The 23,626-nt window shown below is 68.1% G+C and carries 22 protein-coding genes; 10 read left to right on the top strand and 12 right to left on the bottom strand.

Annotated features, from left to right (window positions below):
- Window positions 1-2: 2 nt before the first annotated feature.
- The gene (surE, locus tag ISN75_RS08435) at window positions 3-794 is read right to left on the bottom strand and encodes a 5'/3'-nucleotidase SurE (protein ID WP_343820644.1); all 792 of its coding nucleotides are present in this window, start codon (window positions 792-794) and stop codon (window positions 3-5) included.
- Between the two features lie 142 nt (window positions 795-936).
- On the opposite strand from surE, the gene ISN75_RS08430 reads away from it, so the two are divergent.
- Window positions 937-1,479 (top strand): Smr/MutS family protein, encoded by a 543-nt coding sequence (locus ISN75_RS08430; protein ID WP_167257506.1) that lies wholly within the window; start codon window positions 937-939, stop codon window positions 1,477-1,479.
- A 163-nt stretch (window positions 1,480-1,642) separates the two neighbouring features.
- Here the strand turns inward: ISN75_RS08430 and truD are convergent, their stop codons facing one another.
- From truD to ISN75_RS08390, 8 genes are all read right to left on the bottom strand, one after another.
- Window positions 1,643-2,650, bottom strand: coding sequence for a tRNA pseudouridine(13) synthase TruD (gene truD / locus ISN75_RS08425; protein ID WP_343820642.1), 1,008 nt, complete (start codon window positions 2,648-2,650; stop codon window positions 1,643-1,645).
- Between the two features lie 29 nt (window positions 2,651-2,679).
- Window positions 2,680-4,122: a magnesium transporter gene (gene mgtE / locus ISN75_RS08420; protein WP_343820640.1), complete on the bottom strand. Its 1,443-nt coding sequence runs from the start codon at window positions 4,120-4,122 to the stop codon at window positions 2,680-2,682.
- Window positions 4,119-4,592 (bottom strand): 2-C-methyl-D-erythritol 2,4-cyclodiphosphate synthase, encoded by a 474-nt coding sequence (gene ispF, locus ISN75_RS08415; RefSeq protein WP_167257621.1) that lies wholly within the window; start codon window positions 4,590-4,592, stop codon window positions 4,119-4,121. The genes mgtE and ispF overlap by 4 nt, the downstream gene beginning before the upstream one ends.
- A 13-nt stretch (window positions 4,593-4,605) precedes the next feature.
- Window positions 4,606-5,295 carry a 2-C-methyl-D-erythritol 4-phosphate cytidylyltransferase gene (ispD, locus tag ISN75_RS08410; RefSeq protein WP_343820638.1) on the bottom strand — a complete coding sequence of 230 codons (690 nt, stop codon included), beginning with the start codon at window positions 5,293-5,295 and terminating at the stop codon, window positions 4,606-4,608.
- Between the two features lies 1 nt (window position 5,296).
- The gene (gene ftsB, locus ISN75_RS08405; protein ID WP_343820635.1) at window positions 5,297-5,626 is read right to left on the bottom strand and encodes a cell division protein FtsB; all 330 of its coding nucleotides are present in this window, start codon (window positions 5,624-5,626) and stop codon (window positions 5,297-5,299) included.
- A gap of 19 nt (window positions 5,627-5,645) precedes the next feature.
- Entirely contained in the window at window positions 5,646-6,959 is a 1,314-nt protein-coding gene (gene eno / locus ISN75_RS08400; RefSeq protein ID WP_343820633.1) for a phosphopyruvate hydratase, read from the bottom strand.
- Window positions 6,960-7,020: 61 nt separating this feature from the next.
- Entirely contained in the window at window positions 7,021-7,854 is an 834-nt protein-coding gene (gene kdsA, locus ISN75_RS08395; protein WP_167257500.1) for a 3-deoxy-8-phosphooctulonate synthase, read from the bottom strand.
- Window positions 7,851-9,542 carry a CTP synthase gene (locus ISN75_RS08390; protein ID WP_167257499.1) on the bottom strand — a complete coding sequence of 564 codons (1,692 nt, stop codon included), beginning with the start codon at window positions 9,540-9,542 and terminating at the stop codon, window positions 7,851-7,853. The genes kdsA and ISN75_RS08390 overlap by 4 nt, the downstream gene beginning before the upstream one ends.
- Window positions 9,543-9,689: 147 nt before the next feature.
- Between ISN75_RS08390 and ISN75_RS08385 the strand changes: the two genes are divergently transcribed.
- The 3 genes from ISN75_RS08385 to ISN75_RS08375 all read left to right on the top strand — a co-directional run bounded on the left by ISN75_RS08385 (window position 9,690) and on the right by ISN75_RS08375 (window position 14,189).
- Entirely contained in the window at window positions 9,690-11,486 is a 1,797-nt protein-coding gene (locus tag ISN75_RS08385) for an aminopeptidase P family protein (protein WP_343820630.1), read from the top strand.
- An 84-nt stretch (window positions 11,487-11,570) separates the two neighbouring features.
- Window positions 11,571-13,460 (top strand): DNA topoisomerase IV subunit B, encoded by a 1,890-nt coding sequence (parE, locus tag ISN75_RS08380; protein WP_343820628.1) that lies wholly within the window; start codon window positions 11,571-11,573, stop codon window positions 13,458-13,460.
- A 207-nt stretch (window positions 13,461-13,667) separates the two neighbouring features.
- The gene (locus tag ISN75_RS08375) at window positions 13,668-14,189 is read left to right on the top strand and encodes a 3-hydroxyanthranilate 3,4-dioxygenase (RefSeq protein WP_168647602.1); all 522 of its coding nucleotides are present in this window, start codon (window positions 13,668-13,670) and stop codon (window positions 14,187-14,189) included.
- Window positions 14,190-14,244: 55 nt separating this feature from the next.
- On the opposite strand, the gene ISN75_RS08370 is transcribed toward ISN75_RS08375, so the two are convergent.
- Window positions 14,245-14,796: an NUDIX hydrolase gene (locus ISN75_RS08370; RefSeq protein ID WP_343820625.1), complete on the bottom strand. Its 552-nt coding sequence runs from the start codon at window positions 14,794-14,796 to the stop codon at window positions 14,245-14,247.
- 209 nt (window positions 14,797-15,005) lie between these two features.
- Here ISN75_RS08370 and ISN75_RS08365 point away from each other — a divergent pair, with 209 nt between their 5' ends.
- A complete protein-coding gene (locus ISN75_RS08365; RefSeq protein ID WP_167257494.1) occupies window positions 15,006-16,484 on the top strand; it encodes an amino acid permease in 1,479 nt (492 codons plus the stop codon).
- A gap of 87 nt (window positions 16,485-16,571) precedes the next feature.
- On the top strand, window positions 16,572-18,014 hold the full coding sequence (locus ISN75_RS08360) for an amino acid permease (RefSeq protein WP_167257493.1): 1,443 nt from the start codon (window positions 16,572-16,574) through the stop codon (window positions 18,012-18,014).
- 462 nt (window positions 18,015-18,476) lie between these two features.
- Here ISN75_RS08360 and ISN75_RS08355 read toward each other — a convergent pair whose 3' ends face one another.
- Window positions 18,477-18,806 (bottom strand): high-potential iron-sulfur protein, encoded by a 330-nt coding sequence (locus ISN75_RS08355; protein ID WP_167257492.1) that lies wholly within the window; start codon window positions 18,804-18,806, stop codon window positions 18,477-18,479.
- Window positions 18,807-18,981: 175 nt separating this feature from the next.
- Between ISN75_RS08355 and ISN75_RS08350 the strand changes: the two genes are divergently transcribed.
- The 4 genes from ISN75_RS08350 (at window position 18,982) to ISN75_RS08335 (ending at window position 22,023) form a co-directional block, all read left to right on the top strand.
- Window positions 18,982-19,629 carry a methylthioribulose 1-phosphate dehydratase gene (locus ISN75_RS08350; protein WP_168647605.1) on the top strand — a complete coding sequence of 216 codons (648 nt, stop codon included), beginning with the start codon at window positions 18,982-18,984 and terminating at the stop codon, window positions 19,627-19,629.
- On the top strand, window positions 19,626-20,195 hold the full coding sequence (locus tag ISN75_RS08345) for a 1,2-dihydroxy-3-keto-5-methylthiopentene dioxygenase (protein ID WP_167257490.1): 570 nt from the start codon (window positions 19,626-19,628) through the stop codon (window positions 20,193-20,195). The genes ISN75_RS08350 and ISN75_RS08345 overlap by 4 nt, the downstream gene beginning before the upstream one ends.
- Before the next feature lie 93 nt (window positions 20,196-20,288).
- Window positions 20,289-20,975 (top strand): acireductone synthase, encoded by a 687-nt coding sequence (mtnC, locus tag ISN75_RS08340; protein WP_167257489.1) that lies wholly within the window; start codon window positions 20,289-20,291, stop codon window positions 20,973-20,975.
- A gap of 16 nt (window positions 20,976-20,991) precedes the next feature.
- A complete protein-coding gene (locus ISN75_RS08335) occupies window positions 20,992-22,023 on the top strand; it encodes a C13 family peptidase (RefSeq protein WP_343820619.1) in 1,032 nt (343 codons plus the stop codon).
- Window positions 22,024-22,981: 958 nt separating this feature from the next.
- Here the strand turns inward: ISN75_RS08335 and hisIE are convergent.
- Window positions 22,982-23,614 (bottom strand): bifunctional phosphoribosyl-AMP cyclohydrolase/phosphoribosyl-ATP diphosphatase HisIE, encoded by a 633-nt coding sequence (gene hisIE, locus ISN75_RS08330; RefSeq protein WP_343820617.1) that lies wholly within the window; start codon window positions 23,612-23,614, stop codon window positions 22,982-22,984.
- Window positions 23,615-23,626: the final 12 nt, after the last annotated feature.

Here is a 23,626-nt window from a genome sequence, read left to right as displayed (position 1 = left end):
GGTCACGCCACCTTCGCTCCGCTGCCGGCGCCCATGCGGTCGCTGAGCGCGGTCATCCAGCTGCTCACCTTCTCCAGCGCCTGGAAGCGCGTGAGGTCGACGTGGATCGGCGTGACCGAGACGTAGCCGCGGCGCACCGCGTCGAAATCGGTGCCGGGGCCGGCGTCGTCCACGTCGCCGGCCGGGCCGATCCACCAGATCGGCTTGCCGCGCGGGTCGGTCTGCCGGATGCACGGCGCGGAACGGTGGCGCTTGCCCAGGCGGGTGACTTCGAAGCCTTGGATCTGTTCCCACGGCAGGTCGGGCACGTTGACGTTGAGGATGGTGTCGGCCGGCAGCGGGTCCACCAGCAGGCGTTCCATCAGCATCAGCACGGCGCGCGCGGCGCAGTCGTAGTGCTCGCCGTGGTGGTCCTTGCTCACCAGCGAGACGGCGATCGCCGGCAGGCCGAGGAAACGGCCTTCCATCGCGGCGGAGACCGTGCCGGAATAGATCACGTCGTCGCCGAGATTGGCCGAGTTGTTGATGCCGGACACCACGATGTCGGGCTCGTCGTCGAGCAGGCCGGCCAGCGCCAGGTGCACGCAGTCGGTCGGCGTGCCCGCCACGCGGTAGTAGCCGTTGTCCATCCGCAGCACGCGGATCGGCGCGTCGAGGGTGAGTGAATTGCTGGCGCCGGAGCGGTCCCGGTCGGGAGCCACCACGGTGACCTGGCCGACCGCGCCGAGGCGTTCGGCCAGCACGCGGATGCCGGGAGCATCCACACCGTCGTCGTTGCTTACGAGAACTCGCATTGTCATCCGTTCGAAAAACCCAGGAGCCGGCGCGTTCCCCGGCACGCCAGCGATACGCGGAAGTCTACCCGAGCGGGCCAGGGGTTTCATCGCCGACGATGTCACGTCCCGGTTGCGCCGTGTCCTGGTCTACGATGTCGCGATGAAACGCCGCCCGCCCACCGTGAACGACGACGACGCGCGCCTGTTCCGCGAGGCGATCGGCGAAGTCCGCCGTCTCGACCCCGCCGAGCCGGCACCGGCCGCGCCCCGTCCAGAACCGCGCGCGCACATGCTGGAAGCGGACGAAGCCGCGGTGCCGGGCGAATTGCTCGACATGGCCTTCGATCCCGGTCTCATGGAGGTCGGCGAGGAGCTCAGCTACCTGCGCGACGGCTATCCGCCGAAGCTGCTGCGCCAGCTCAAGCGCGGCCAGTTCAGCGTGCAGGACGACATCGACCTGCACCAGATGAATGCCGCGGCGGCCACCGCGACCATCGCCGACTTCCTCGCCGAGGCGCACGAGCGCGGCTTCCGCTGCGTGCGCATCGTGCATGGCAAAGGCCTGCGCTCGAAAAGCGCCGGGCCGGTGCTGAAGGTGCTGACGGACCGCCTGCTGCGGCGGCGGGACGATGTGATCGCGTTTGCTTCGGCACGGCCGATGCAGGGCGGCACGGGTGCCGTGGTCGTACTGCTGAAGGACTGAACTCTTCTCCCCTCCGGGGAGAAGATGCCGGCAGGCAGATGAGGGGTCGCTCTAGCGACAGTTTGTCTACGAAGTGAAGAAAAGCTCTTAGGCTTTCCCGACCTTCCGCTCACCGCTCCGCCCGGCCCCTCACCCCAGCCCTCTCCCCGGAGGGGAGAGGGGGTTAGGTTGTGGCGAGTTCGCGCACTACTACGGTGGCATACGCACCGGCCGGCAAGCCGAACGCCAGTTCCAGCGCATCCTCGCCCAGCCACTGCCAGCGCAGCTGATCGGGAATGAGCCGCAGCGGGCGGCGCTCCTGGTCCATCCGCGCGGCCACCAGCCCCGCGACGAGATCCGCATTCGCCGCGGCCATCGCACTTTCCAGTTCAGCCACTTCACCGCCCGCCGGCGTCTCGCCCTGCCCCCACAGCGGCCCGGACGGATGGATGTCGCCGCGCGCCAGCCGCTCGGCCAGCACGCCGTCGAACGGCTCCGGCCCGAACCAGGAACGGCTGCCGGCCAGCGACCACAGCTCGCCGTCCAGCGGCTTATCCCAGGCGTCGCGCTCCACGCGCGCGGCCAGCACTTCGTTGAACAGATGCGAGCGCGCGGCGGACAGCAGGAACTGGCGCTTGTCGCGGTCCACCCGGCGCCCGGCGAACATCGCGCGCGCCTGCTCGACATTGCCGCCGCCGCGGCCGAAGCGCTGCTCGCCGAAATAATTCGGCACGCCGCGCGCGGCGATGCGCTCCAGCACTTCCTCCGCACGCGCGCGGTCGCCCTGCACCTGGCGCAGCACCAGCACGAAGCGGTTGCCGCGCAGCGCGCCGCGCTTGAGCTTGCGCTTGTGCCGCGCGGCCGACAGCACCTGCACGTCCGCATGCGGAAACGCCGACCAGTCCGGATCGGGCTTGCCGGCCAGCTGCACCGAGAAGGCCTGGCGCGTCACCGCGTGGCGGTCCTTCAGGCCCGCATAGCCCACCGCCACCTGCGGCACGCCCGCGTAGTTCGCCAGCTCGCGCGCCACCCAGTCGGTAGTGGCGCCGCGCTTTTCCACCAGCAGCAGCGCGTGCTCGCCTTCGCCGTCGGCTTCGTAGCCGAGGATCTCCTCCACGCGGAAATCCTCGGGCGTGCTGCGCAACTGGGCGCTCAGCGGCGGGGTGCCATGGGCGTAGGGAAGATCGCTCATCGAATGGATACCGAAAAAAGAAAAACGCGTCAGACCAGGAACACCGTGGCCAGCCCGAGGAAAATAAAAAAGCCGCCGCTGTCGGTCATCGCCGTGATCAGCACGCTCGAACCCAGCGCCGGATCGCGCCCGCGGCGCGCCATCAGCATAGGGATGCCCACGCCGCAGAATGCCGCCAGCAGCAGGTTGAGCGTCATCGCCGCGGTCATCACCAGGCCCAGCGCCAGATGCCCGTACAGCGCCCACGCCACCAGGCCGATCACGCCGCCCCAGACCAGGCCATTGGCCAGCGCCACGCCCATCTCCTTGCGCCATAGCCGCTTGGCGCTGGCGGGCGTGATCTGGTCCAGCGCCAGCGCGCGCACGATCATGGTGATGGTCTGGTTGCCGGAATTGCCGCCGATGCCGGCCACGATCGGCATCAGGGTGGCCAGCGCTACCAGCTTCTGGATCGAACCCTCGAACAGGCCGATCACGCGCGAGGCGATGAATGCCGTGACCAGGTTGATCGCCAGCCAGGTCCAGCGGTTGCGCACCGATTTCCACACCGAGGCGAAGATGTCTTCTTCCTCGCGCAGGCCGCCGCGGCTCAGCGCCTCGCTCTCGCCTTCCTCGCGGATCACGTCGACCATGGCGTCGATGGTGATGCGGCCGATCAGGTGGCTGTTGTCGTCCACCACCGGCGCGGTGACCAGGTCGTAGCGCTCGAAGGCCTGCGCGGTTTCGTAGGCGTCGTCGGCCGGGTGGAAGGTGTTGACGTCCGGCGCCATCACCTCGCTCACCATTTTTTCCGGCGAATTGACCAGCAGCCAGTGGATCGGCAGCACGCCGGTGAGCAGGTTGTCGTGGTTCACCACGAACAGCTTGTCGGTCTGCGCGGGCAGCTCGTCGAAGCGGCGCAGATAGCGCAGCACCGTTTCCAGGCTGACGTCCTCGCGGATGGTGACCATCTCGAAGTCCATCAGCGCGCCGACCTGGTCGTCGGCCCAGGACAGCGCCGACTGCAGCTGCTCGCGCTGCTGCGCGTCGAGGCTGGCCATCAGCTCGGGCAGCACTTCGGTGGGCAGGTCTTCCACCAGGTCGGCCAGCTCGTCCGCTTCCAGCGGCTCGACCGCGGCGAGGATCTCGCGCTGGTCCATGTCGGCGATCAGCGATTCGCGGACGGCGTCGGAGACTTCGAGCAGGATCTCGCCGTCGCGGTCGGCCTTCACCAGCTGCCAGACGGCGAGGCGGTCTTCCAGCGGCAGGGCTTCGAGGACGTAGGCGATGTCGGCCGGATGCAGGACGTCGAGCTGGCGCTGCAGCTCAGAGAGATGCTGGCGGTGCAGCAGGTTGTCGACCAGGTCCTGGTGCGGGCCGTGCTGCGCATGCGCCACCTGCTCCACCAGCTTGTGCCGGCGCAGCAGTTCGTTGATGCGCTCCAGCTGCTCGTGCAGCCGGCCGGCGGAGCCGCGGGCCTCGGCCTCGCTCACGCCAGCACCAGCAGCGCGCAGGCCTGCGCGGCGATGCCCTCGCCGCGGCCCGTGAAGCCGAGCTTCTCGGTGGTGGTGGCCTTGATGCTGACGCGGTCGACCTCGCAATGCAGGTCTTCGGCCAGCAGCTCGCGCATGGCCTGCGCGTGCGGGCCGACCTTGGGCGCTTCGCAGATCACCGTCACGTCGACGTTGCCGATCGCGTAGCCGCGCTCGCGCATGAGCGTGTAGGCGTGGCGCAGGAACAGCCGGCTTTCGGCGCCGCGCCAGCGCTCCTGCGAAGGCGGGAAATGCCGGCCGATATCGCCCAGCGCCAGCGCGCCGAAGATGGCGTCGCACAGCGCGTGGATCACCACGTCGCCGTCGGAATGCGCCACCACGCCGCGGCTGTGCGGCACGCGCACGCCGCCGAGCATCACATGGTCGCCGTCGCCGAAGGCGTGCACGTCGAAGCCCTGGCCGATCCGCATCATGCGCGCGCCCTCACGCCGTCCTGTCCAGAAGAAACTCGGCCAGCGCGAAATCGGCGGCCGTGGTCACCTTGATATTGTCCTCGGCGCCTTCGACGAGCAACGGGGCATGGCCCGCGCGCTCCATCGCCATCGCCTCGTCGCTGGGCTTGAAGCCGCCCGCCGCCGCCACGCGCAGGGCCGTGGCCAGTTCGGCGCGGCGGAACAGCTGCGGAGTGAAGGCGCGCCAGCGTTCCTCGCGCGGCTCGGTCGCCACGCTGCGGTGCGCGGCGTCGGCACGCTTGAGCGTGTCGCGCAGCGGCGCGCCGAGCAGGCCGCCGCCGGCCGGCACGGCCAGCTCGATCAGCCGGGCGATGTCGGCCGCGCGCACGCAGGGGCGCGCGGCGTCGTGCACCAGCACGAAATCGTCGGGTTTCACCTCGGCCGGCAAGGCATCCAGGCCGGCCAGCACCGAATCGCAGCGCTCGGCGCCGCCGAGCGTGGTCAGCACCGGCTTGCCGCCGATGCGCTCCAGGCCGGGCCAGCGGTCGTCGCCCGCGCCCAGCACCACCATCACGCCGGCAATGCGCGGATGCGTGGCCAGCCGCGCCAGTGTGTGCTCGATCAGCGGCCGGCCGGCGAGCGGCAGGTACTGCTTGGGAATGTCGCCACCGACCCGGGCGCCGCGCCCGGCGGCCGGCACCACGCACCACAGCGAAGCCATGTCAGCGTCCGCCGCTGCTGGCGGCGGGCGCCGGTGCCGCGCTGGCGGCGGCGCCCGGCTGCTCGACCACCTGGTAGAAGGTCTCGCCCGGCTTGATCAGGCCCAGCTCGCCGCGCGCGCGCGCCTCGACCGCCTGTTCGCCGTGCTTGAGATCGTCCACGTCCGCGCCCAGCGCCTGGTTGCGCTGGAGCAGGCGCTGGTTGTCCTCGGTCTGCTTCTTCACCGCGGCGCGCAGGGTTTCCACCTCGTGCACGCCGCCGTTGCCGGTCCACAGTTTCACCTGCAGACCGATCAGCACGAGCAGCAGGATGAGGGCGATCCAGCGCAGCATGGCCGTGGACTTCGCTCCCTCAGCCCGGCAGCCTGGCCAGGCTCGGGAACGCGTTGCGGCCGGCGTACTGCGCGGCGGCGCCGAGCTGTTCCTCGATGCGCAGCAGCTGGTTGTACTTGGCCACGCGGTCGGTGCGGCACAGCGAACCGGTCTTGATCTGCGTGGCGGTGGTGGCCACGGCGATGTCGGAGATGGTGGTGTCCTCCGTCTCGCCCGAGCGGTGCGACACGATCGCGGCGTACTTGGCGGTGTCGGCCATGGCGATGGCTTCCAGCGTTTCCGACAGCGTGCCGATCTGGTTGACCTTGATCAGGATGGCGTTGGCGATGTGCTTGTCGATGCCTTCGCGGAAGATCGCCGGATTGGTCACGAACAGGTCGTCGCCGACCAGCTGCACCTGCTTGCCGATGCTGTCGGTGAGCAGCTTCCAGCCGTCCCAGTCGCCTTCGGCCATGCCGTCCTCGATGGTGACGATCGGGTACTGCTTCGCCCAGCTGGCGAGCAGGTCGACGAACTGCGCGGGCGTGTAGACCTTGCCCTCGCCTTCCAGGTCGTACTTGCCGTCCTTGAAGAACTCGGAGCTGGCCACGTCCAGGCCGAGCAGGATGTCGCTGCCGATCTTGTAGCCGGTGTGGTTGACCGCTTCGAGAATGGTGTCCAGCGCCTCGATGTTCGAGCGCAGGTTCGGCGCGAAGCCGCCCTCGTCGCCCACCGCCGTGTTCAGGCCCTTGCCCTTCAGCACGCTCTTGAGCGCGTGGAAGATCTCGGTGCCGGCGCGCAGCGCCTCGGCGAAGCTGGGCAGGCCGACCGGCAGCACCATGAATTCCTGCACGTCGACGTTGTTATCGGCATGCGCGCCGCCGTTGATGATGTTCATCATCGGCACCGGCAGCGCGCCGGGCTTGCCGGTGGTGCCGTTAATGGTGGCCAGGTACTGCCACAGCGGGCGGCCCTGCTGCGCGGCCACCGCGTGCGCGGCGGCCATCGACACGCCGAGGATGGCGTTGGCGCCGAGCTTGCCCTTGTTCGGCGTGCCGTCGAGCGCGATCAGCCTGGCGTCCAGGCCCTTCTGGTCGGCCGCGTCGAAACCCTTGAGCGCACCGGCGATGGCGCCGTTGACGTTGCCCACCGCGTTCTTCACACCCTTGCCCAGATAGCGCGACTTGTCGCCGTCACGCAGCTCCACCGCTTCGCGGGTACCCGTGGAGGCGCCGCTCGGCACCGCCGCGCGGCCGAAGCCGCCGCCGGCCAGGGTCACTTCCGCTTCGAGCGTGGGATTGCCGCGGGAGTCGAGGATTTCGCGGGCGTGGATGCGGGTGATGTCGGTGCTCATGCAGTTCCTGTCCAGAAAGGGCGAAGGGGACGAACTAAAGCGGGGAATGAAACTTGAAGGATCAAAGCGTCTGTTCGAGGAAGCCATGCCGCTTGGTCACGGCATCCAGCTCCATCAGGGTTTCCAGCAGCGCTTCCATCTTGCCGAGCGGCCAGGCGTTGGGGCCGTCGCTCAATGCCTTGGAGGGATCCGGATGGGTCTCGGCGAACAGGCCGGCCACGCCCACGGCGATCGCCGCGCGCGCCAGCACCGGCACGAATTCGCGCTGGCCGCCGGAGCTGGTGCCCTGGCCGCCGGGCAGCTGCACCGAGTGGGTGGCGTCGAACACCACCGGGCAGCCGGTGTCGCGCATCACCGCGAGCGAGCGCATGTCCGACACCAGGTTGTTGTAGCCGAAGCTGGCGCCGCGCTCGCACACCAGGATGTCGTCGTTGCCCACGGCCTTGGCCTTGTCCACGACGTTCTTCATGTCCCACGGCGCCAGGAACTGGCCCTTCTTGATGTTCACCGGCTTGCCGGCGCGCGCCACCGCCTGGATGAAATCGGTCTGGCGGCACAGGAAGGCCGGCGTCTGCAGCACGTCGACCACCGCGGCCACTTCGGCGAACGGGGTGTATTCGTGCACGTCGGTGAGCACCGGCACGCCGACCTGGCGCTTCACTTCGCCCAGGATGCGCAGGCCCTCTTCCATGCCCAGCCCGCGGAAGCTGCTGCCGGAGGAACGGTTGGCCTTGTCGAAGCTGGACTTGAAGATGAAGTTGATGCCGAGCCGGCCGGTGATTTCCTTGAGCTTGCCGGCGGTGTCCACCTGCAGCTGCTCCGACTCGACCACGCAGGGGCCGGCGATCAGGAACAGCGGCTGGTCCTGGCCGACCTCGAAACCGCACAACTTCATGCGACGTTCTCCCTGGTGTTCGGGGTGGTTGCCGAGGCCAGGCGCTCGCCTTCGCGCACCGCCTTGTGCTCGCGCGCGGCGCTCACGAAGCCGATGAACAGCGGGTGGCCGTCGCGCGGCGTGGAGGTGAATTCCGGATGCGCCTGGCAGCCGAGGAACCACGGGTGCTGCTGCTGCGGCAGCTCGACGATCTCCACCAGCAGGTCGTCCATCGACTTGCCGGAGATCACCAGCCCCAGGTCTTCGAACGACTGGCGGTAGCGGTTGTTGAACTCGTAGCGGTGGCGATGGCGCTCGCGCACCACTTCCTGGCCGTACAGCTCGCGCGCCAGGGTGCCGGCCTTGAGCCGGCATTCCTGCGCGCCCAGGCGCATGGTGCCGCCGAGGTCCGAGCGCTCGGTGCGGGTTTCCACTTCGCCGGCGGCGGTGGTCCACTCGGTGATCAGCGCGATTACCGGGTTGGGCGTGTTGCGGTCGTTCTCGCTGGAATCGGCGTCGGCGTGGCCGGCCACGTGGCGGGCGAAATCCACCACCGCGGCGTGCATGCCGTAGCAGATGCCGAAGTACGGCACGCCGTGCTCGCGGGCGTATTTGGCGGCCAGCACCTTGCCTTCGAAGCCGCGCTTGCCGAAGCCGCCCGGCACCAGGATGGCGTCGACGCCGCCCAGCACCTTGGCCGCGCCCTCGGCTTCCACCTGCTCGGAATCGACCCACTGCAGGTTCACCCGCGTCTGCTGCTTGATGCCGCCGTGGCGCAGGGCTTCGCCCAGCGACTTGTAGGCGTCCTTGTGCTCGACGTACTTGCCGACGATGGCCACGTTGACCTCGTCCTTGGGATGCTCCACCGCTTCCACGGTGCGCTGCCAGGCGGAGAGATCGGCCGGGCCGGCGTCGAGGCCCAGGCGCTTGACCACGATCTCGTCCAGGCCCTGCTTGTGCAGCCACAGCGGCTGCTTGTAGATGATGTCCACGTCGGTGGCGCTGATCACCGCGTGCTCCGGCACGTTGGTGAACAGGGCGATCTTGCGGCGCTCGCCGTCGGGCAGCGGCTGCTCGCAACGGCACAGCAGCACGTCCGGCTGGATGCCGATCGAGCGCAGTTCCTTCACCGAGTGCTGGGTGGGCTTGGTCTTGATCTCGCCGGCGGCCTTGATGTACGGCACCAGGGTGAGGTGCATGAACAGGCACTTCTCCGGACCGTGCTCGATGCGCAGCTGGCGGATCGCCTCCAGGAACGGCAGCGACTCGATGTCGCCCACCGTGCCGCCGATCTCCACCAGGGCCACGTCGAAGCCGCGGGTGGCCTCGTGGATGCAGTGCTTGATCTCGTCGGTGATGTGCGGAATCACCTGCACGGTGGCGCCGAGGTAGTCGCCGCGGCGCTCCTTGCGGATCACCGACTCGTAGATCTTGCCGGTGGTGATGGAGTTCTTGCCGGTGAGGCGGGTGTGGACGAAGCGCTCGTAGTGGCCCAGGTCCAGGTCGGTCTCGGCGCCGTCGTCGGTGACGTAGACCTCGCCGTGCTGGAAGGGGCTCATCGTGCCGGGATCGACGTTGATGTACGGGTCGAGCTTCATCATGGTGACCGAGAGGCCACGCGCTTCCAGAATGGAAGCCAGCGACGCCGCGGCGATGCCCTTGCCAAGCGAGGACACCACACCGCCGGTGACGAAAATCAGGGGGGTCATGGGATGCAGCCGTGCTGGAAATCGGCATTTTAGCGGAGGTCGCTCCGGGCCGCGAGCGCTACGTTGAAAATTCCTCCGGCGGTTCATCGAGCCGCGCTCCACGGAATCGGGCGCGGATCGGCTCGATCCGACTGCTAGCATGAACGGATGAGCGAACCCATTCCCTCCCGCCTCGCCCTGTTGCGCCAGGCCATGCGCCGCCACGGCGTCGATGCCTGCCTCGTCCCCAGCGCCGATCCGCACCTGTCCGAATACCTGCCGGCCCACTGGCAGGCGCGGACCTGGCTGTCCGGCTTCACCGGTTCGGCCGGCACCCTGGTGGTGACCGCGGACTGGGCCGGGCTGTGGACCGATTCGCGCTACTTCGCCCAGGCCGAGCGCGAACTGGCCGGCGCCGGCGTGGAACTGATGCGCCAGCGCACGGCCAACGTGCCCGAGCCGCAGGAATGGCTGCACCAGCAATTGCACGAGTCCCAGGTGCTGGCCGTGGCCGGCGACAGCCTGCCGCTGTCCAGCCGCACGCGCATCGAACGCCGGTTCGAAAGCACCGGCGCGCGCCTGCGCACCGACCTGGACCTGCCCGGCGAAGCCTGGAACGACCGCCCGCCCCTGCCCGCCGCGCCGGTCACCGAACACCCGATCCGCTACGCCTGCATCGCCCGCGCCGACAAGCTGGCGCGCCTGCGCACCGCCATGCGCAAGCTTGGCGCCAGCCATCACCTGGTCTCCAGCCTGGACGACGTGGCCTGGCTGACCAACCTGCGCGGCAGCGACGTGGAGTGCAATCCGGTTTTCCTCGCCCACCTGCTGGTGGCGGCGGAAGGCCCGGCCGTGCTGTTCGTCGACCGCGGCAAGCTCACCGACGCGCTGGTCGGCGCGCTCGCCGCCGACGGCGTGCGCATCGCCGACTACGCCACGGTCACCGACGCGCTCGGCGAACTGCGCGAAGGCGACCGGCTGCTGCTGGATGCCGGCCGCGTGGCCTGCGCCGTGGCCGATGCGATCGCGCCGGCCGCGCAGCTGATCGACGCGGCCAATCCGTCCACCGCGATGAAGGCGCGCAAGAGCGCGGCGGAGCTCGATCACGTGCGCGAGGTGATGCGCCGCGACGGCGCCGCCCTGTCACGCGCCTTCCGCCGCCTGGAGGAACGCCTCGCCGCCGGCATGCGCCAGACCGAGCTGGACGTGCACACCCTGCTGCGCGAGGAGCGCTCGGCCCAGCCCGACTTCGTCGGCGAAAGCTTCGCCACCATCGCCGGCTACCAGGCCAACGGCGCCCTGCCGCATTACCGCGCCACGCCCGAACACCACAGCACGCTCAGGCCGCAGGGCCTGCTGCTGGTGGATTCCGGTGGCCAGTACCTGGGCGGCACCACCGACGTCACCCGCGTGCTGGCCCTGGGCGAGACCACCGCCGAGCAGCGCCGCGACGCCACCCTGGTGCTGAAGGGCCTGATCGCGCTGTCGCGCGCCCGCTTCCCCAAGGGCGCCAGCGGCCCGCAGCTGGACGCGCTGGCGCGTGCGCCGCTGTGGGCTTCGGGTATGGACTACGGCCATGGCACCGGCCATGGCGTGGGCTATTTCCTCAATGTGCACGAGGGGCCGCAGAGCATCCGGCCGCCGACCGGCGGCCCGCTGGTGGCGCTGGAGCCGGGCATGATCAGCTCGATCGAGCCGGGCCTGTACAAGCCGGGCCGGCATGGCATCCGCCACGAGAACCTGGCGGTGGTGGCCGAGGCCGACCAGACCGAGTTCGGCGAATTCCACGCCTTCGAGACCCTGACCCTGTGCCCGTTCGACCGCCGCGCGCTGGAGCCGGGCCTGCTCAACCCCGAGGAGCGCGCCTGGCTGGACGACTACCACGCCCGCGTGCGCGCCGCGCTCAGCCCGCTGCTGGAAGGCGCCGACCTGGTCTGGCTGGAGCGCCATTGCGCGCCGCTGTGACGCGCAAGCTGGCTTGACCTCCTTGGCCGGCCACCCCATTCTCCCGCGGCTTTCCCCGCTTAACTTCCGGCAGAACCCCCGAGCATGAGCAGTCGCTACAACGCCGCCGACATTGAAGTCCTCTCCGGCCTTGACCCGGTCAAGCGCCGGCCGGGCATGTACACCGACACCAGCCGCCCGAACCACCTGGCGCAGGAAGTCATCGACAACTCGGTGGACGAGGCCCTGGCCGGCCACGCCAGCGCGATCGAAGTGATCGTGCACGCCGACGGCTCGGTGCAGGTCAGCGACGACGGCCGCGGCATGCCGGTGGACATCCATCCGGAGGAAGGCATTCCCGGCGTGGAGCTGATCCTCACGCGCCTGCATGCGGGCGGCAAGTTCTCCGGCAAGAACTACAACTTCTCCGGCGGTCTGCACGGCGTGGGCGTATCGGTGGTGAATGCGCTGTCCAGCCGGGTGGAAGTGACCATCCGCCGCGACGGCAACGAATACCGCATGGCCTTCGAGCACGGCGACCGCGCCAGCGCGCTGGAAGTGATCGGCAGCGTGCCGAAGAAGAAGACCGGCACCACCGTGCACTTCTGGCCCGACCCGAAGTACTTCGATTCGCCGAAGATCCTGCTGTCCAAGCTCAAGCACCTGCTGCGCGCCAAGGCCGTGCTGTGCGCGGGCCTCAACGTCAAGCTCACCGACGAGGCCAGCGGCGAAGTGGTGTCCTGGCACTACGAGGACGGCCTGCGCGACTACCTGCGCGGCGAGCTGGAAGGCGCCGAGACGCTGCCGGCCGAGCTGTTCGTGCATCACGTGCAGCGCGACACCGAAGGCCTGGACGTGGCCCTGGCCTGGCTGCCGGAAGGCGAGCTGGTACAGGAGAGCTACGTCAACCTGATTCCCACCGCGCAGGGCGGCACCCATGTGAACGGCCTGCGCAGCGGCCTGACCAATGCGGTGCGCGAGTTCTGCGACATCCGCAACCTGCTGCCGCGCGGCGTGAAGCTGGCGCCGGAAGACGTGTGGGAGCGCTTGTCTTTCGTGCTGTCGGCCAAGCTGCAGGATCCTCAGTTCGCCGGCCAGACCAAGGAGCGCCTCTCTTCGCGCAACGCCGCCGCCCTGGTGGAAGGCGTGGTGCACGACGCCTTCAGCCTGTGGCTGAACCAGAACGTGGAGCTGGGCGAGCGCATCGCGCAACTGGCGATCGAGCGCGCCAGCGCGCGCCTGAAAGCCTCCAAGCAAGTCATCCGCAAGAAGATCACGCAGGGCCCCGCCCTGCCCGGCAAGCTGGCCGACTGCAGCGCCACGGACCTGAGCCGCACGGAGCTGTTCCTGGTCGAAGGCGACTCCGCCGGCGGCAGCGCCAAGCAGGCGCGCGACAAGGATTTCCAGGCGATCCTGCCGCTGCGCGGCAAGATCCTCAACACCTGGGAAGTGGAATCCGGCTCGGTGCTGGGCTCGGAGGAAGTGCACAACCTGGCCGTGGCAATCGGCTGCGATCCGGGCAAGGACGACCTGAGCGGCCTGCGCTACGGCAAGGTGATCATCCTGGCCGACGCCGACTCCGACGGCCTGCACATCGCCACCCTGCTCAGCGCGCTGTTCCTGCGCCACTTCCCTGCCCTGGTGCGCGAGGGCCACGTGTTCGTGGCGATGCCGCCGCTGTTCCGCGTGGACGTGGGCAAGCAGGTGTTCTACTGCCTGGACGAGAACGAGAAGGCCGCGATGCTCCAGCGCATCGAGCGCGAGAAGATGAAGGGCCAGGTCAGCACCACCCGCTTCAAGGGCCTGGGCGAGATGAACCCTGGACAGTTGCGCGAGTCGACCATCCACCCGGATACGCGCCGGCTGGTGCAGCTCACCGTGGAGGATGGCGAGGGCACGGCGAAGCTGATGGACATGCTGCTGGCCAAGAAGCGGGCGAGCGATCGCAAGGCTTGGCTGGAAGAGAAAGGCGACCTCGCCACGCTCGAGGTCTGAGGCTCGCCCTCAACGCACGACACTTGCAACACCGTCATCCCGGCGCAGGCCGGGATCCAGTGGCGTTGCCGTCTGGTTGTCGCGGGCTGCTGCTTGTGATGCTCACGCTCGCAGGCGGCGCCCGGTCACTGGATCCCGGCCTGCGCCGGGATGACGGTCCAGCAAAGGGTGCTAATTTAATCGGACCTCATCCGAGCACCCTCCGCCATGGCCCTGACGCCACCGCTGGACCTGCAACGCTGGATCGACGAACACCGCCACCTGCTCAAGCCGCCGGTGGGCAACAAGTGCATCGTCGACGGCGACTTCATCGTGATGATCGTCGGCGGCCCGAACGCGCGCACCGACTACCACTACGACGAAGGCCCGGAATTCTTCTACCAGCTCGAAGGCGAGATGGTGCTGAAGGTGCAGGACGACGGCGCCGCGCGCGACATCCCGATCCGCGCCGGCCAGATGTTCTACCTGCCGCCGCGCGTGCCGCATTCGCCGCAGCGCATGCCCGACTCGATCGGCCTGGTGATCGAGCGCCGCCGGCTGGCGGACGAGAAGGACGGCCTGCTGTGGTTCTGCCCGCAGTGCAACCACAAGCTGTTCGAGGAATATTTCGCGCTGGAAAGCATCGAGCGCGATTTCCCGCCGGTGTTCGAGCGCTTCTACCGTTCGCTCGAAGCGCGCACCTGCACGCAGTGCGGCACCGTGCATCCCGCGCCGGCCCAATATGCGTAGGTTGGGGTGACAACCCCAACACAAGGGCGCGGCCGGCGTAACGATGTTGGGGTTGTCACCCCAACCTGCCGAGCCATTTCTTAGCCATGCGCCGCAGCGATTCGTCCGCGGCAGCATCGCCCGCGATCTCCGCCACCGGCTTCCACGCCAGCGCCAGCGATTCCTCGCTCACCGCGAACGCCTCGCTGCCGCCGGCGCGCACCACGTAGCGCACGTCGTAATGCCAGTGGCCCGACTCGCCGGCGCGCTCGGGAATCCAGTGGCAGTCCAGGTCGAACGGCAGCGGCTCCACCGCCAGCTGGGTCAGGCCGGATTCTTCCTCCGCCTCGCGCAGCGCCACGCCGGCCAGATCGGGGTCGCCGTCGGCGTGCCCGCCCAGCTGCAGCCAGCGGCCGAGCTTGCGGTGATGGGTGAGCAGTACCCGCGCGCCGTCCGCGCTGACCAGCCAGGCCGAGCCGGTGAAATGCCCCACCGCATGGGTGCGCTCGAATACCGTCGGCGCCGAGCGCAGGAATTCGCCGAAGCGGGCGGCGACTTCGCCCTCGTCCGGATGGGCCTGCGCGTAGCCGTTCAAATGCGCGGAAAAAGCCTGGCGGTGATCGTGCATGACTTGTGACACATAGGAATAGGATGAACCTGCGATTGTAGCTGCGGCGCGACTTGTACCCCTCCCATGGCTCGGCTAAGGTTCGGTGCTTCCGCGCCGAGCGCAACCAGCTCGTGGCGTCGAAATCCTTTGCCGGACAAGCCCGTAGGGCCAGTCATTCGGTAGTCGTCCGAAAAATTACAAGCAGCCATTCCCGGAGGGGGGAACCCATGCTGAAAAACCTGTTTGCGACGACGCAGATCTCGCCTGCGTCCGCCGATCTGCCGGAGGGCGGCGCGCACGGCGAGGCCACCCTCAAGCGCGCGCTCACCGCGCGGCACCTGGTCCTGCTGGGCATCGGCGCGATCATCGGCGCGGGCATCTTCGTCATCACCGGACAGGCCGCGGCCCAGCATGCCGGCCCCGCGATCGTGCTCAGCTTCGTGTTCGCCGGCATCGCCTGCGCCCTCGCCGCGCTCTGCTACGCCGAGTTCGCGGCGATGCTGCCGGTGTCCGGCAGTGCTTACTCCTATTCCTACGCCACGCTGGGCGAATACGTCGCCTGGTTCGTCGGCTGGAGCCTGGTGCTGGAATACCTGTTCACCGTGGCCACGGTGGCGGCGGGCTGGTCGGGCTATTTCAACAAGCTGCTGGCCCTGATCAGCGGCTGGATCGGCCAGGACGTGAGCCTGCCGCAGACCCTGGCCGCGGCGCCGTTCACGGTGGTCGACGGGCATATCCAGGCCACCGGCATGTTCATCAACCTGCCGGCGGTGGCGATCATCGCCGCCATCACCGGCCTGTGCTACGTGGGCATCACCCAGTCGGCCTTCGTCAACTCGATCATCGTGGCGATCAAGGTCACCGTGATCCTGCTGTTCATCGCCTTCGCCACCAAGTACATCAACCCGGACAACTGGCATCCCTTCATCCCGGCCTCCGAAGGCGCGTCCAAGTACGGCTGGGCCGGCGTGGGCCGCGCGGCCGCCATCGTGTTCTTCTCCTATATCGGCTTCGACGCGGTCTCCACCGCGGCCGGCGAGGCGAAGAACCCGCAGCGCGACATGCCGATCGGCATCATCGGCTCACTCATCCTGTGCACCATCCTGTACATCATCGTCGCCGGCATCCTCACCGGCATCGCCGACTTCCGCCTGCTCGGCACGCCCGAGCCGGTGTCCACCGCGCTGGACAACTACCCGAGCCTGCACTGGCTGCAGATCATCGTGGTGATCGGCGCGGTCACGGGCCTGAGCTCGGTGATGCTGGTGATGCTGATGGGCCAGCCGCGCATCTTCTATTCGATGGCGCGCGACGGCCTGATCCCGGCGGTGTTCGGCCGCATCCACCAGAAGTTCCGCACGCCGCACGTCGGCACCGTGGTGGTCGGCGTGCTCGCTGCCGCGCTGGGCGGCCTGTTCAACATCGGCGTGCTGGGCGAGATGGTGGCGATGGGCACCCTGCTGGCCTTCGCCACCGTGTGCGTGGGCGTGCTGGTGCTGCGCTATACCCGCCCGGAACTGCCGCGCGCCTTCCGCGTACCGGTGCCGTGGATCGTCTGCCCGCTCGGCGCGCTGGCCTGCATGGCGCTGTTCCTGCAGTCCTTCCTGGAGCACTGGCGCTGGATGCTGGCCTGGATCGCGATCGGCCAGGCGATCTACTTCCTCTACGGCTATTCGCACAGCAAGCTGCGCAAGCCGGCCGCCTGATCCATCCCGCCTCCGAGGGCCGGCTCCGCGCCGGCCTTCTCTTTTATAGTCGGCCCGATCCGACACCCGCATCACCCAGGTCCACGCATGCTCAAGCAGCTTCTCGCCCGCAAGACCGATTTCTCCGACGCCGACGACTGCCACGGCGGGCCGGCCCTGCGCCGCACCCTGGGCAAATGGGGCATTACCGCCCTGGGCATCGGCGCGGTGATCGGCACCGGCATCTTCGTGGTGACCGGACAGGCGGCGGCGGAGCATGCGGGCCCGGCGGTGCTGATCTCGTTCATGCTGGCGGCGATCTGCAGCGGCTTCACCGCGCTGTGCTATGCGGAATTCGCCACGCTGATCCCGATCTCCGGCAGTTCGTATTCCTACGCCTACGCCACCCTAGGCGAACTGGTGGCCTGGTTCATCGGCTGGAACATGGTGCTGGAGTACGGCATCTCCGCCTCCGCGGTGGCGGCGAGCTGGACCGGCTATTTCACCAGCCTGCTCGACCACGTCGGCATCCACCTGCCGGTGGCGCTGACCGAGGCGCCGCTGGCGTTCAAGGACGGGCACCTGGTGTCCACCGGGCATCTGCTCAACCTGCCGGCGGTGGCGATCGTGCTGGCGCTGACCTGGCTGTGCTACGTCGGCATCCGCGAATCCTCGGGCCTGAACGTGCTGATGGTGGCGCTGAAGGTCGGCCTGATCATCGTGGTGGTGGTGGCCGGCTACCGCTATATCGATCCGGCCAACTGGCATCCCTTCATTCCCGCCGAGCAGGAGCCGGGCAAGTACGGCTGGTCCGGCATCATGCGCGGCGCGGCGATGGTGTTCTTCGCCTACATCGGCTTCGAGGCCACCTCCACCGCCGCACAGGAATGCAAGAACCCGCAGAAGGACCTGCCGTTCGGCACCCTGGTCTCGCTGGTGATCTGCACCGTGCTGTACCTGGCCATGGCGGCGGTGCTCACCGGCCTCATTCCGTATACCGAACTGGGCACCAGCGAGCCGGTGGTCACCGCGATCCGCAACCATCCGGAACTGGGCTGGCTGCGCCTGGTGGTAGAGATCGGCGCGATGATCGGCCTGTCCTCGGTGATCCTGGTGATGATCATCGCGCAGCCGCGCATCTTCATGATCATGTCGCGCGACGGCCTGCTGCCGCCGGTGTTCAACCGCATCCATCCCAAGCACCGCACGCCGCATCTCAATACGGTGATCACCGGAGTGGGCATCGCCATCCTGGCCGCGGTGTTCCCGCTGGACCTGCTGGCCGACCTCACCTCGATGGGCACCCTGATCGCCTTCGTGGCGGTCTGCGCCGGCGTGCTGATCCTGCGCTACACCTCGCCGGAACTGCCGCGCCTGTTCCGCGTGCCGGCGGCCTGGTTCGTCTGCACCGCCGGCGTGCTCAGCTGCCTGGCCCTGCTGTACTTCATGGCCTGGTTCAACTGGCTGCTGATGATCGCGTGGACGGTGATCGGCCTGTGCATCTACTTCGGCTACGGCCGGCGCCACAGCCGCCTGCGCCGCGCCTCCTGAGGCGATCTCCGCCGAACGCCCGCCAATGGCGGGCTACGGCGCCAAAGATCAGCGTATGGTGCTCAACTGAACAGAACTGCCGCGAAATGCGCAATCGACGCGGATTTTTGATGCTCAGTCACGAATAACGCCATAAGCTATTGTTTTTTCTCGTTTTAACGAGACTTTTTCGGGAAAAATTTTTCGCCCAGATGCCCCAAACGGCGGTTTGGGGAGTAACATCTGCCGTCCGTGGGTAGATCACTTGGCAGTGGGCCCCGGATTGCCGCCCGGCGCGTCAGGCGGGTCAGCTCCTCGGCCTGACGCGTCCGGGTTGCATCTTCTCTCCGGCTCGATCCTCCGATCGCCGATGGATGCCTCCAGACACTCTCTTCAAACGCGCTACGGCGCGTTTTTTCATGTCCGCCGCGCAAAGAAAAAGGCCGGCACCAGGGCCGGCCTCTTTATGCATGCCGCGATCGCTCAGGCTTTCTTGGAATGCGACACGCACCAGCCCTTCGCATTCACCGACTTGCCCGGGAACAGCTGGCAGGGGCCGTAGCCCGAAGCGCCGCCGGAATAGAACTGGCAATTGGCGCACACGTCGCCGGCCTTGTGCTTGGCGTCCTTGGTGGTGCCCGCGTCCTCGACATAACCCAGCGCCTTGGCGGTCGGATCGTCCGGGCTCACATGCGGCAGGTCGGCGGCGCGCGCCACGCGCGGCAGCGTGCCGATCACCGCGGCGGCGGCGACGGTGCCGCCGGCGATCTTCAGGAACTGGCGGCGGGACTCGAGTGTTTTGTCGTTCGACATTGGGGACAACCTCCGTCTTGGGGACATGGCGCCGCGCCGGGCGGCGAATCGGCGGCCATGGTACGCCCGGCCTGCACAACACCATGAGAATGGCTCGCATTCGGCGCCGCGGCTGTCAAAAGGGCGTGCGGACCGGCGTGCTATAGTCCCCTGCCATTTGGACGTCCATATCGCAATGAGCCAGGTCCTTCCCTCCTCCATCGCGCCGGAACTGTTCGCCGAACGCGCCGACGCCATCGCCGACGCCGCGCGCGAACTCGCGCTCGCCGGCTGGACGCCGGCCACCAGCAGCAACTTCTCCATGCGCATCGACGCGGAGCACGCGGCCATCACCATCTCCGGCCGCGACAAGGGCAAGCTCGGCCGCGCCGACATCATGCTGATCGACATGCACGGCAAGGCCGTCGGCACCGCCGCGCGCCCCAGTGCGGAAACCGAACTGCATACGCAGATCTACCGCCGCCTGCCGCCGATGAACGTGGTGCTGCACACCCACTCGCGCACGCAAAGCGTGGCCTCGCGCCTGTTCGCGAACGAGGGCGTGGTGCGGCTGCAAGGCTGGGAGCTGCAGAAGGCCATCGCCGGCGAGACCACCCACGACGCCGTACTGGACATCCCGGTGTTCCCCAACACCCAGCACATGCCCGAGCTGGTGGCCCAGGTCGATGCCTGGCTCGACAGCGGCAAGCCGCTGCACGCCTACTTGATCAACGGCCACGGCATCTACACCTGGGGCAGGGACATGGCGGAAACCCGCCGCCACCTGGAAGCCCTGGAATTCCTGCTGGGCTGCGAACTCGATCTGAGGAGATTGTCCGCATGAGCCGCCTGCGCATTTTCGACGACCAGCGCCCCGACGCGCCGCTTGCCGTCCACACCGAGCACGCCGACATCGCGCGCGAGCTGGGCCGGGTGGGCGTGCGCTTCGAGCAGTGGGAAGCCGGCCAGCCGATCGCCCCCGGCGCCAGCCAGGACGAAGTGATCGCCGCCTACCGCGCCGACATCGACCGCCTGATGCACACCGAGGGCTACCAGGCCGTCGACGTCATCAGCCTGAAGCCCGACCACCCGGACCGCGCCGCGCTGCGCCAGAAGTTCCTGAGCGAGCACACCCACAGCGAGGACGAAGTGCGCTTCTTCGTCGCCGGCGCCGGCCAGTTCACCCTGCACATCGACGGCAAGGTCTACGACGTGCTGTGCGAACAGGGCGACCTGATCGGCGTGCCCGACGGCACCCGCCACTGGTTCGACATGAGCGAGGCGCCCTACTTCGTGGCAATCCGCCTGTTCACCAACAAGGAAGGCTGGGTCGCCAACTTCACCGGCGAGGACATCGCCCAGCGCTTCCCGCGCATGCTGCCGCACGCCTCGGGGAAGGCGGCCGCCTGAACCGCTCCGCGCCCCGGCGGCGCGGCTAAGCTTGCCACTCCGGGCCCGGCTGCACGGGCCCGCGTTTCCGTCATCGCTTCCACGGCTATCCGCATGACCGTCATCCGCGCCATCGTCACCGACATCGAAGGCACCACCAGCTCGATCAGCTTCGTCAAGGACGTGCTGTTCCCCTATGCGCGCAAGCGCCTGCCGGCCTACGTGGAAACCCACGTCGACACGCCCGAGGTGCAGCACTGGCTGCACGAGGCGGCCAAGGAAGCCGGCCTGGTCGAGGCCAGCCGCCAGGAGATCATCGAGCTGCTGCTGCGCTGGATCGACGAGGACCGCAAGTCCACCGCGCTGAAGGCGCTGCAGGGCATGATCTGGAAGGACGGCTACGCCAGCGGCGAATACCGCTCGCACATGTATCCGGAAGTGGCCGCCCGCCTGCGCGAATGGCGCGGCGAAGGCCTGCGCCTGTACGTGTATTCCTCCGGCTCGGTGGCCGCGCAGAAGCTGCTGTTCGGCTACAGCGAAGCCGGCGACCTCACCCCGCTGTTCGCCGGCTATTTCGATACCGAGACCGGCCCCAAGCGCGAGCAGGCTTCCTACGCGAAGATCGCCGAGGCGATCGGCGAGCTGCCTGAGCACCTGCTGTTCCTGTCGGACATCGTGGAGGAACTGGACGCCGCCAAGGCCGCCGGCTTCCACACCGCCTGGCTGCTGCGCCCGCCGCTCGCGGTGCCGGCCGCACCGCGCCACCCCGCCTATACCGATTTCGACGCCATCCAGCCCTGAGTTCGCGTCCGCCGCCATGCGCATTGCCCTGACCGCCCTGCTCGCCTTCGCCGCCGGCGTGCTGCTCACCTTGCTGGTGCACCGCGCCGCGCCCGCGCTGGCGGCGCATCACAATGCCCTGCCGGCTGCCGCGGCAACGGTCGCCAAGGCCGCACCTGCCGTGGCCAGCTCCGCCGAGCTGCCCGCCCCCGCCGCGGAAGACGAAGCCGACCGCTGGCCGGAAAAAGGCTCGACGCCGGAGCAGGTCGCCTACGCCCAGCCGCGCATGCTGCGCGAGGCCATCGCCAAGCTGGGGCCGCGCGTGGCCGGCACGCCGAATCTTTATCTGGTGGCCTTTGCCGGCGACGGCGGCGAGGACGTGTTCCACAACGAAGTGGAATACGCCGGCAAGCTGTTCGCCGACCGCTTCGGCGCCACCGTGCATCCGCTGCTGCTGGCCAACAGCCCCGACACGCTGGAAACCCGCCCGCTGGCCACCTGGAGCAACCTCGAAAGCGCGCTCGATGCGCTGTCGGGCGTGATGAACAAGAACGAGGACATCCTCGTGCTCTATCTCACCTCGCACGGCGATCCGGACCACAACCTGCTGGTCGACATGGACCCGCTGCCGCTGGACCAGATCGGCGCGCCGGATCTGGCCGGCATCCTGGCCAAGCATCCGTTCAAGTGGAAAGTGGTGGTGGTGAACGCCTGCTACTCGGGCGGCTTCGTGCCGCCGCTGAAGGGGCCTGGCACTTTGGTGCTGACCGCTGCGCGTGCCGACCGCAGTTCGTTCGGTTGCGGCAGCGATTCGGACATCACGTATTTCGGTCGTGCGTGGCTGGTGGATGCGATGAATCGCACGGCGGATTTTATTGCCGGGTTCCAGCAGGCGAAGGGGGAGATCGCGCAGTGGGAGACGCGCGATCACCTGACGCCGTCGGAGCCGCAGATCGACGTGGGCGCCGGTATTGCGGACCAGCTTGCGCGCTGGCGCGGGCATGTGAAGCCTGGGGCGGCGGTGGCGTTTGAGCCCTCACATGTGGATGTGGCGCCTGCGGCGCGGTAGCTCGCCCTTCTTGCTCGTCATCCCGGCGTAGGCCGGGATCCAGTAACGGTATCGTTTGATTTTCGCGGTGACGCGATTTGGCCGCTTATGCAGCGGGCATTTCGGACGCCTGCCGGCGCCCGAGTCACTTTCTCTTTGCTGGCTCAAAGAGAAAGTAACCAAAGAGAAATAGCCTCAGAGCAACTGCTCGCGACGCGACTAGAAGGAGCAGTGGACGGCTGCGGTAGCTTGATTAACCTGGGTCTACACGAAACCACAGTGCGTTTGCGTAGCGGGTGCTTCAACGTGCCGTTGCCGAGAGGATGTTCAAGGACTGAGGCCAGCTTGAGCGGTGCGTTCTACCTCAGCTTCTCAGGTCGAATCCTTCTCCCTCCGGGAGAAGGTGGCGGCAGCCGGATGAGGGTTCGGGCGGAGCGCAGCGTTACACCCCGCGACGCCGGCGTAGGTTGGGGTGAGCGTAGCGAACCCCAACGTGGCAAGGCGCGTGAAGGTGCGGGTGTTGGGGTTCGCCTGCGGCTCACCCCAACCTACGCCACGGCAAGATTTGACGTTGCGCTCCGCCCGGCCCCTCACCCTGCCCTCTCCCCGGAGGGGAGAGGGATGAAAGCGTGAGGTAGGCAGGAACGAAGAACCAAAACCAGCCTCAGTTCTTGAACATCCTCTCGGCAACGGCACGTTGAAGCACCCGCTACGCAAACGCACTGTCGTTTCGTGTAGACCCAGGTTAATCAGACTACCGCAGCCGCCCACTGCTCCTTCTAGTCGCGTCGCGAGCAGTGGCTCTTAGGCCATTTCTCTTTGGTTACTTTCTCTTTGGGCCAGCAAAGAGAAAGTGACCCGGGCGCCGGCAGGCGCACGGAATGCCCGCTGCATAAGCGGCCAAATCGCGACAACCACACCTAGTCGCTACTGGATCCCGGCCTACGCCGGGATGACGAGCAAGGACTCCACCAGCCCCTTAGTGGCGCTGGCTATGCCGCGCCTCCAGCACACGGCACACCTCACGCATGCCGAGGCCACGCGCGCGCAGCACCACCATCAAGTGGAACACCAGATCAGCGGCCTCGCCGAGCAACGCCTCATCATCCTGCGCCACCGCAGCGAGAGCGGTCTCCACCCCCTCCTCACCCACCTTCTGCGCCATACGGCGAACGCCCCCCTCGAACAAACGCGTGGTGTAGCTGCCCTCCGGGCGCTCAGCGTGGCGCCGCTCCACCAACCGGTCGAGCACGGCCAGAAAGCCCAACGGCGGCGCCACCCCCACCTGCTCGCCGAAGCAGCTCGACGTGCCGAGATGGCAAGTCGGTCCCTGCGGTTCCGCCTGCACCAGCAGCGTGTCTGCGTCGCAATCCACGCGCAGCGACTTCAACGCCAGCACGTGTCCCGAGCTCTCGCCCTTGGTCCACAAGCGCTGCTTGCTGCGGCTGAAGAACGTGACCTGGCCGGAATCCCGCGTCTTCGCCAAAGCCTCGGCATTCATATAGCCGAGCATCAGCACCTCGCCGGTCAGCCAGTGCTGCACCACCGCGGGCAGCAGGCCGTCGCCCTTGCTCCAGTCCAGTCGCGCGAAGTCGGTGTTGAAGTCGGTCATGGTCGATTCCGG

The organism is Dyella marensis, from assembly GCF_049532885.1.
Classification (GTDB): domain Bacteria; phylum Pseudomonadota; class Gammaproteobacteria; order Xanthomonadales; family Rhodanobacteraceae; genus Dyella_D; species Dyella_D marensis.
This window is presented reverse-complemented; position numbering and strand designations above follow the sequence as displayed.

Coding starts and splice junctions, on each gene's coding strand:
- eno (WP_343820633.1), bottom strand. CDS start 6,959: ATGAGCACCGACATCACCCGCATCCACGCCCGCGAAATCCTCGACTCC.
- ISN75_RS08360 (WP_167257493.1), top strand. CDS start 16,572: ATGCTCAAGCAGCTTCTCGCCCGCAAGACCGATTTCTCCGACGCCGAC.
- parE (WP_343820628.1), top strand. CDS start 11,571: ATGAGCAGTCGCTACAACGCCGCCGACATTGAAGTCCTCTCCGGCCTT.
- ispD (WP_343820638.1), bottom strand. CDS start 5,295: ATGGCTTCGCTGTGGTGCGTGGTGCCGGCCGCCGGGCGCGGCGCCCGG.
- ISN75_RS08370 (WP_343820625.1), bottom strand. CDS start 14,796: ATGCACGATCACCGCCAGGCTTTTTCCGCGCATTTGAACGGCTACGCG.
- ISN75_RS08345 (WP_167257490.1), top strand. CDS start 19,626: ATGAGCCGCCTGCGCATTTTCGACGACCAGCGCCCCGACGCGCCGCTT.
- ISN75_RS08350 (WP_168647605.1), top strand. CDS start 18,982: ATGAGCCAGGTCCTTCCCTCCTCCATCGCGCCGGAACTGTTCGCCGAA.
- ISN75_RS08390 (WP_167257499.1), bottom strand. CDS start 9,542: ATGACCCCCCTGATTTTCGTCACCGGCGGTGTGGTGTCCTCGCTTGGC.
- ispF (WP_167257621.1), bottom strand. CDS start 4,592: ATGCGGATCGGCCAGGGCTTCGACGTGCACGCCTTCGGCGACGGCGAC.
- ISN75_RS08385 (WP_343820630.1), top strand. CDS start 9,690: ATGAGCGAACCCATTCCCTCCCGCCTCGCCCTGTTGCGCCAGGCCATG.
- ISN75_RS08365 (WP_167257494.1), top strand. CDS start 15,006: ATGCTGAAAAACCTGTTTGCGACGACGCAGATCTCGCCTGCGTCCGCC.
- ISN75_RS08375 (WP_168647602.1), top strand. CDS start 13,668: ATGGCCCTGACGCCACCGCTGGACCTGCAACGCTGGATCGACGAACAC.
- surE (WP_343820644.1), bottom strand. CDS start 794: ATGCGAGTTCTCGTAAGCAACGACGACGGTGTGGATGCTCCCGGCATC.
- ISN75_RS08335 (WP_343820619.1), top strand. CDS start 20,992: ATGCGCATTGCCCTGACCGCCCTGCTCGCCTTCGCCGCCGGCGTGCTG.
- truD (WP_343820642.1), bottom strand. CDS start 2,650: ATGAGCGATCTTCCCTACGCCCATGGCACCCCGCCGCTGAGCGCCCAG.
- mtnC (WP_167257489.1), top strand. CDS start 20,289: ATGACCGTCATCCGCGCCATCGTCACCGACATCGAAGGCACCACCAGC.
- ISN75_RS08430 (WP_167257506.1), top strand. CDS start 937: ATGAAACGCCGCCCGCCCACCGTGAACGACGACGACGCGCGCCTGTTC.
- kdsA (WP_167257500.1), bottom strand. CDS start 7,854: ATGAAGTTGTGCGGTTTCGAGGTCGGCCAGGACCAGCCGCTGTTCCTG.
- ISN75_RS08355 (WP_167257492.1), bottom strand. CDS start 18,806: ATGTCGAACGACAAAACACTCGAGTCCCGCCGCCAGTTCCTGAAGATC.
- hisIE (WP_343820617.1), bottom strand. CDS start 23,614: ATGACCGACTTCAACACCGACTTCGCGCGACTGGACTGGAGCAAGGGC.
- ftsB (WP_343820635.1), bottom strand. CDS start 5,626: ATGCTGCGCTGGATCGCCCTCATCCTGCTGCTCGTGCTGATCGGTCTG.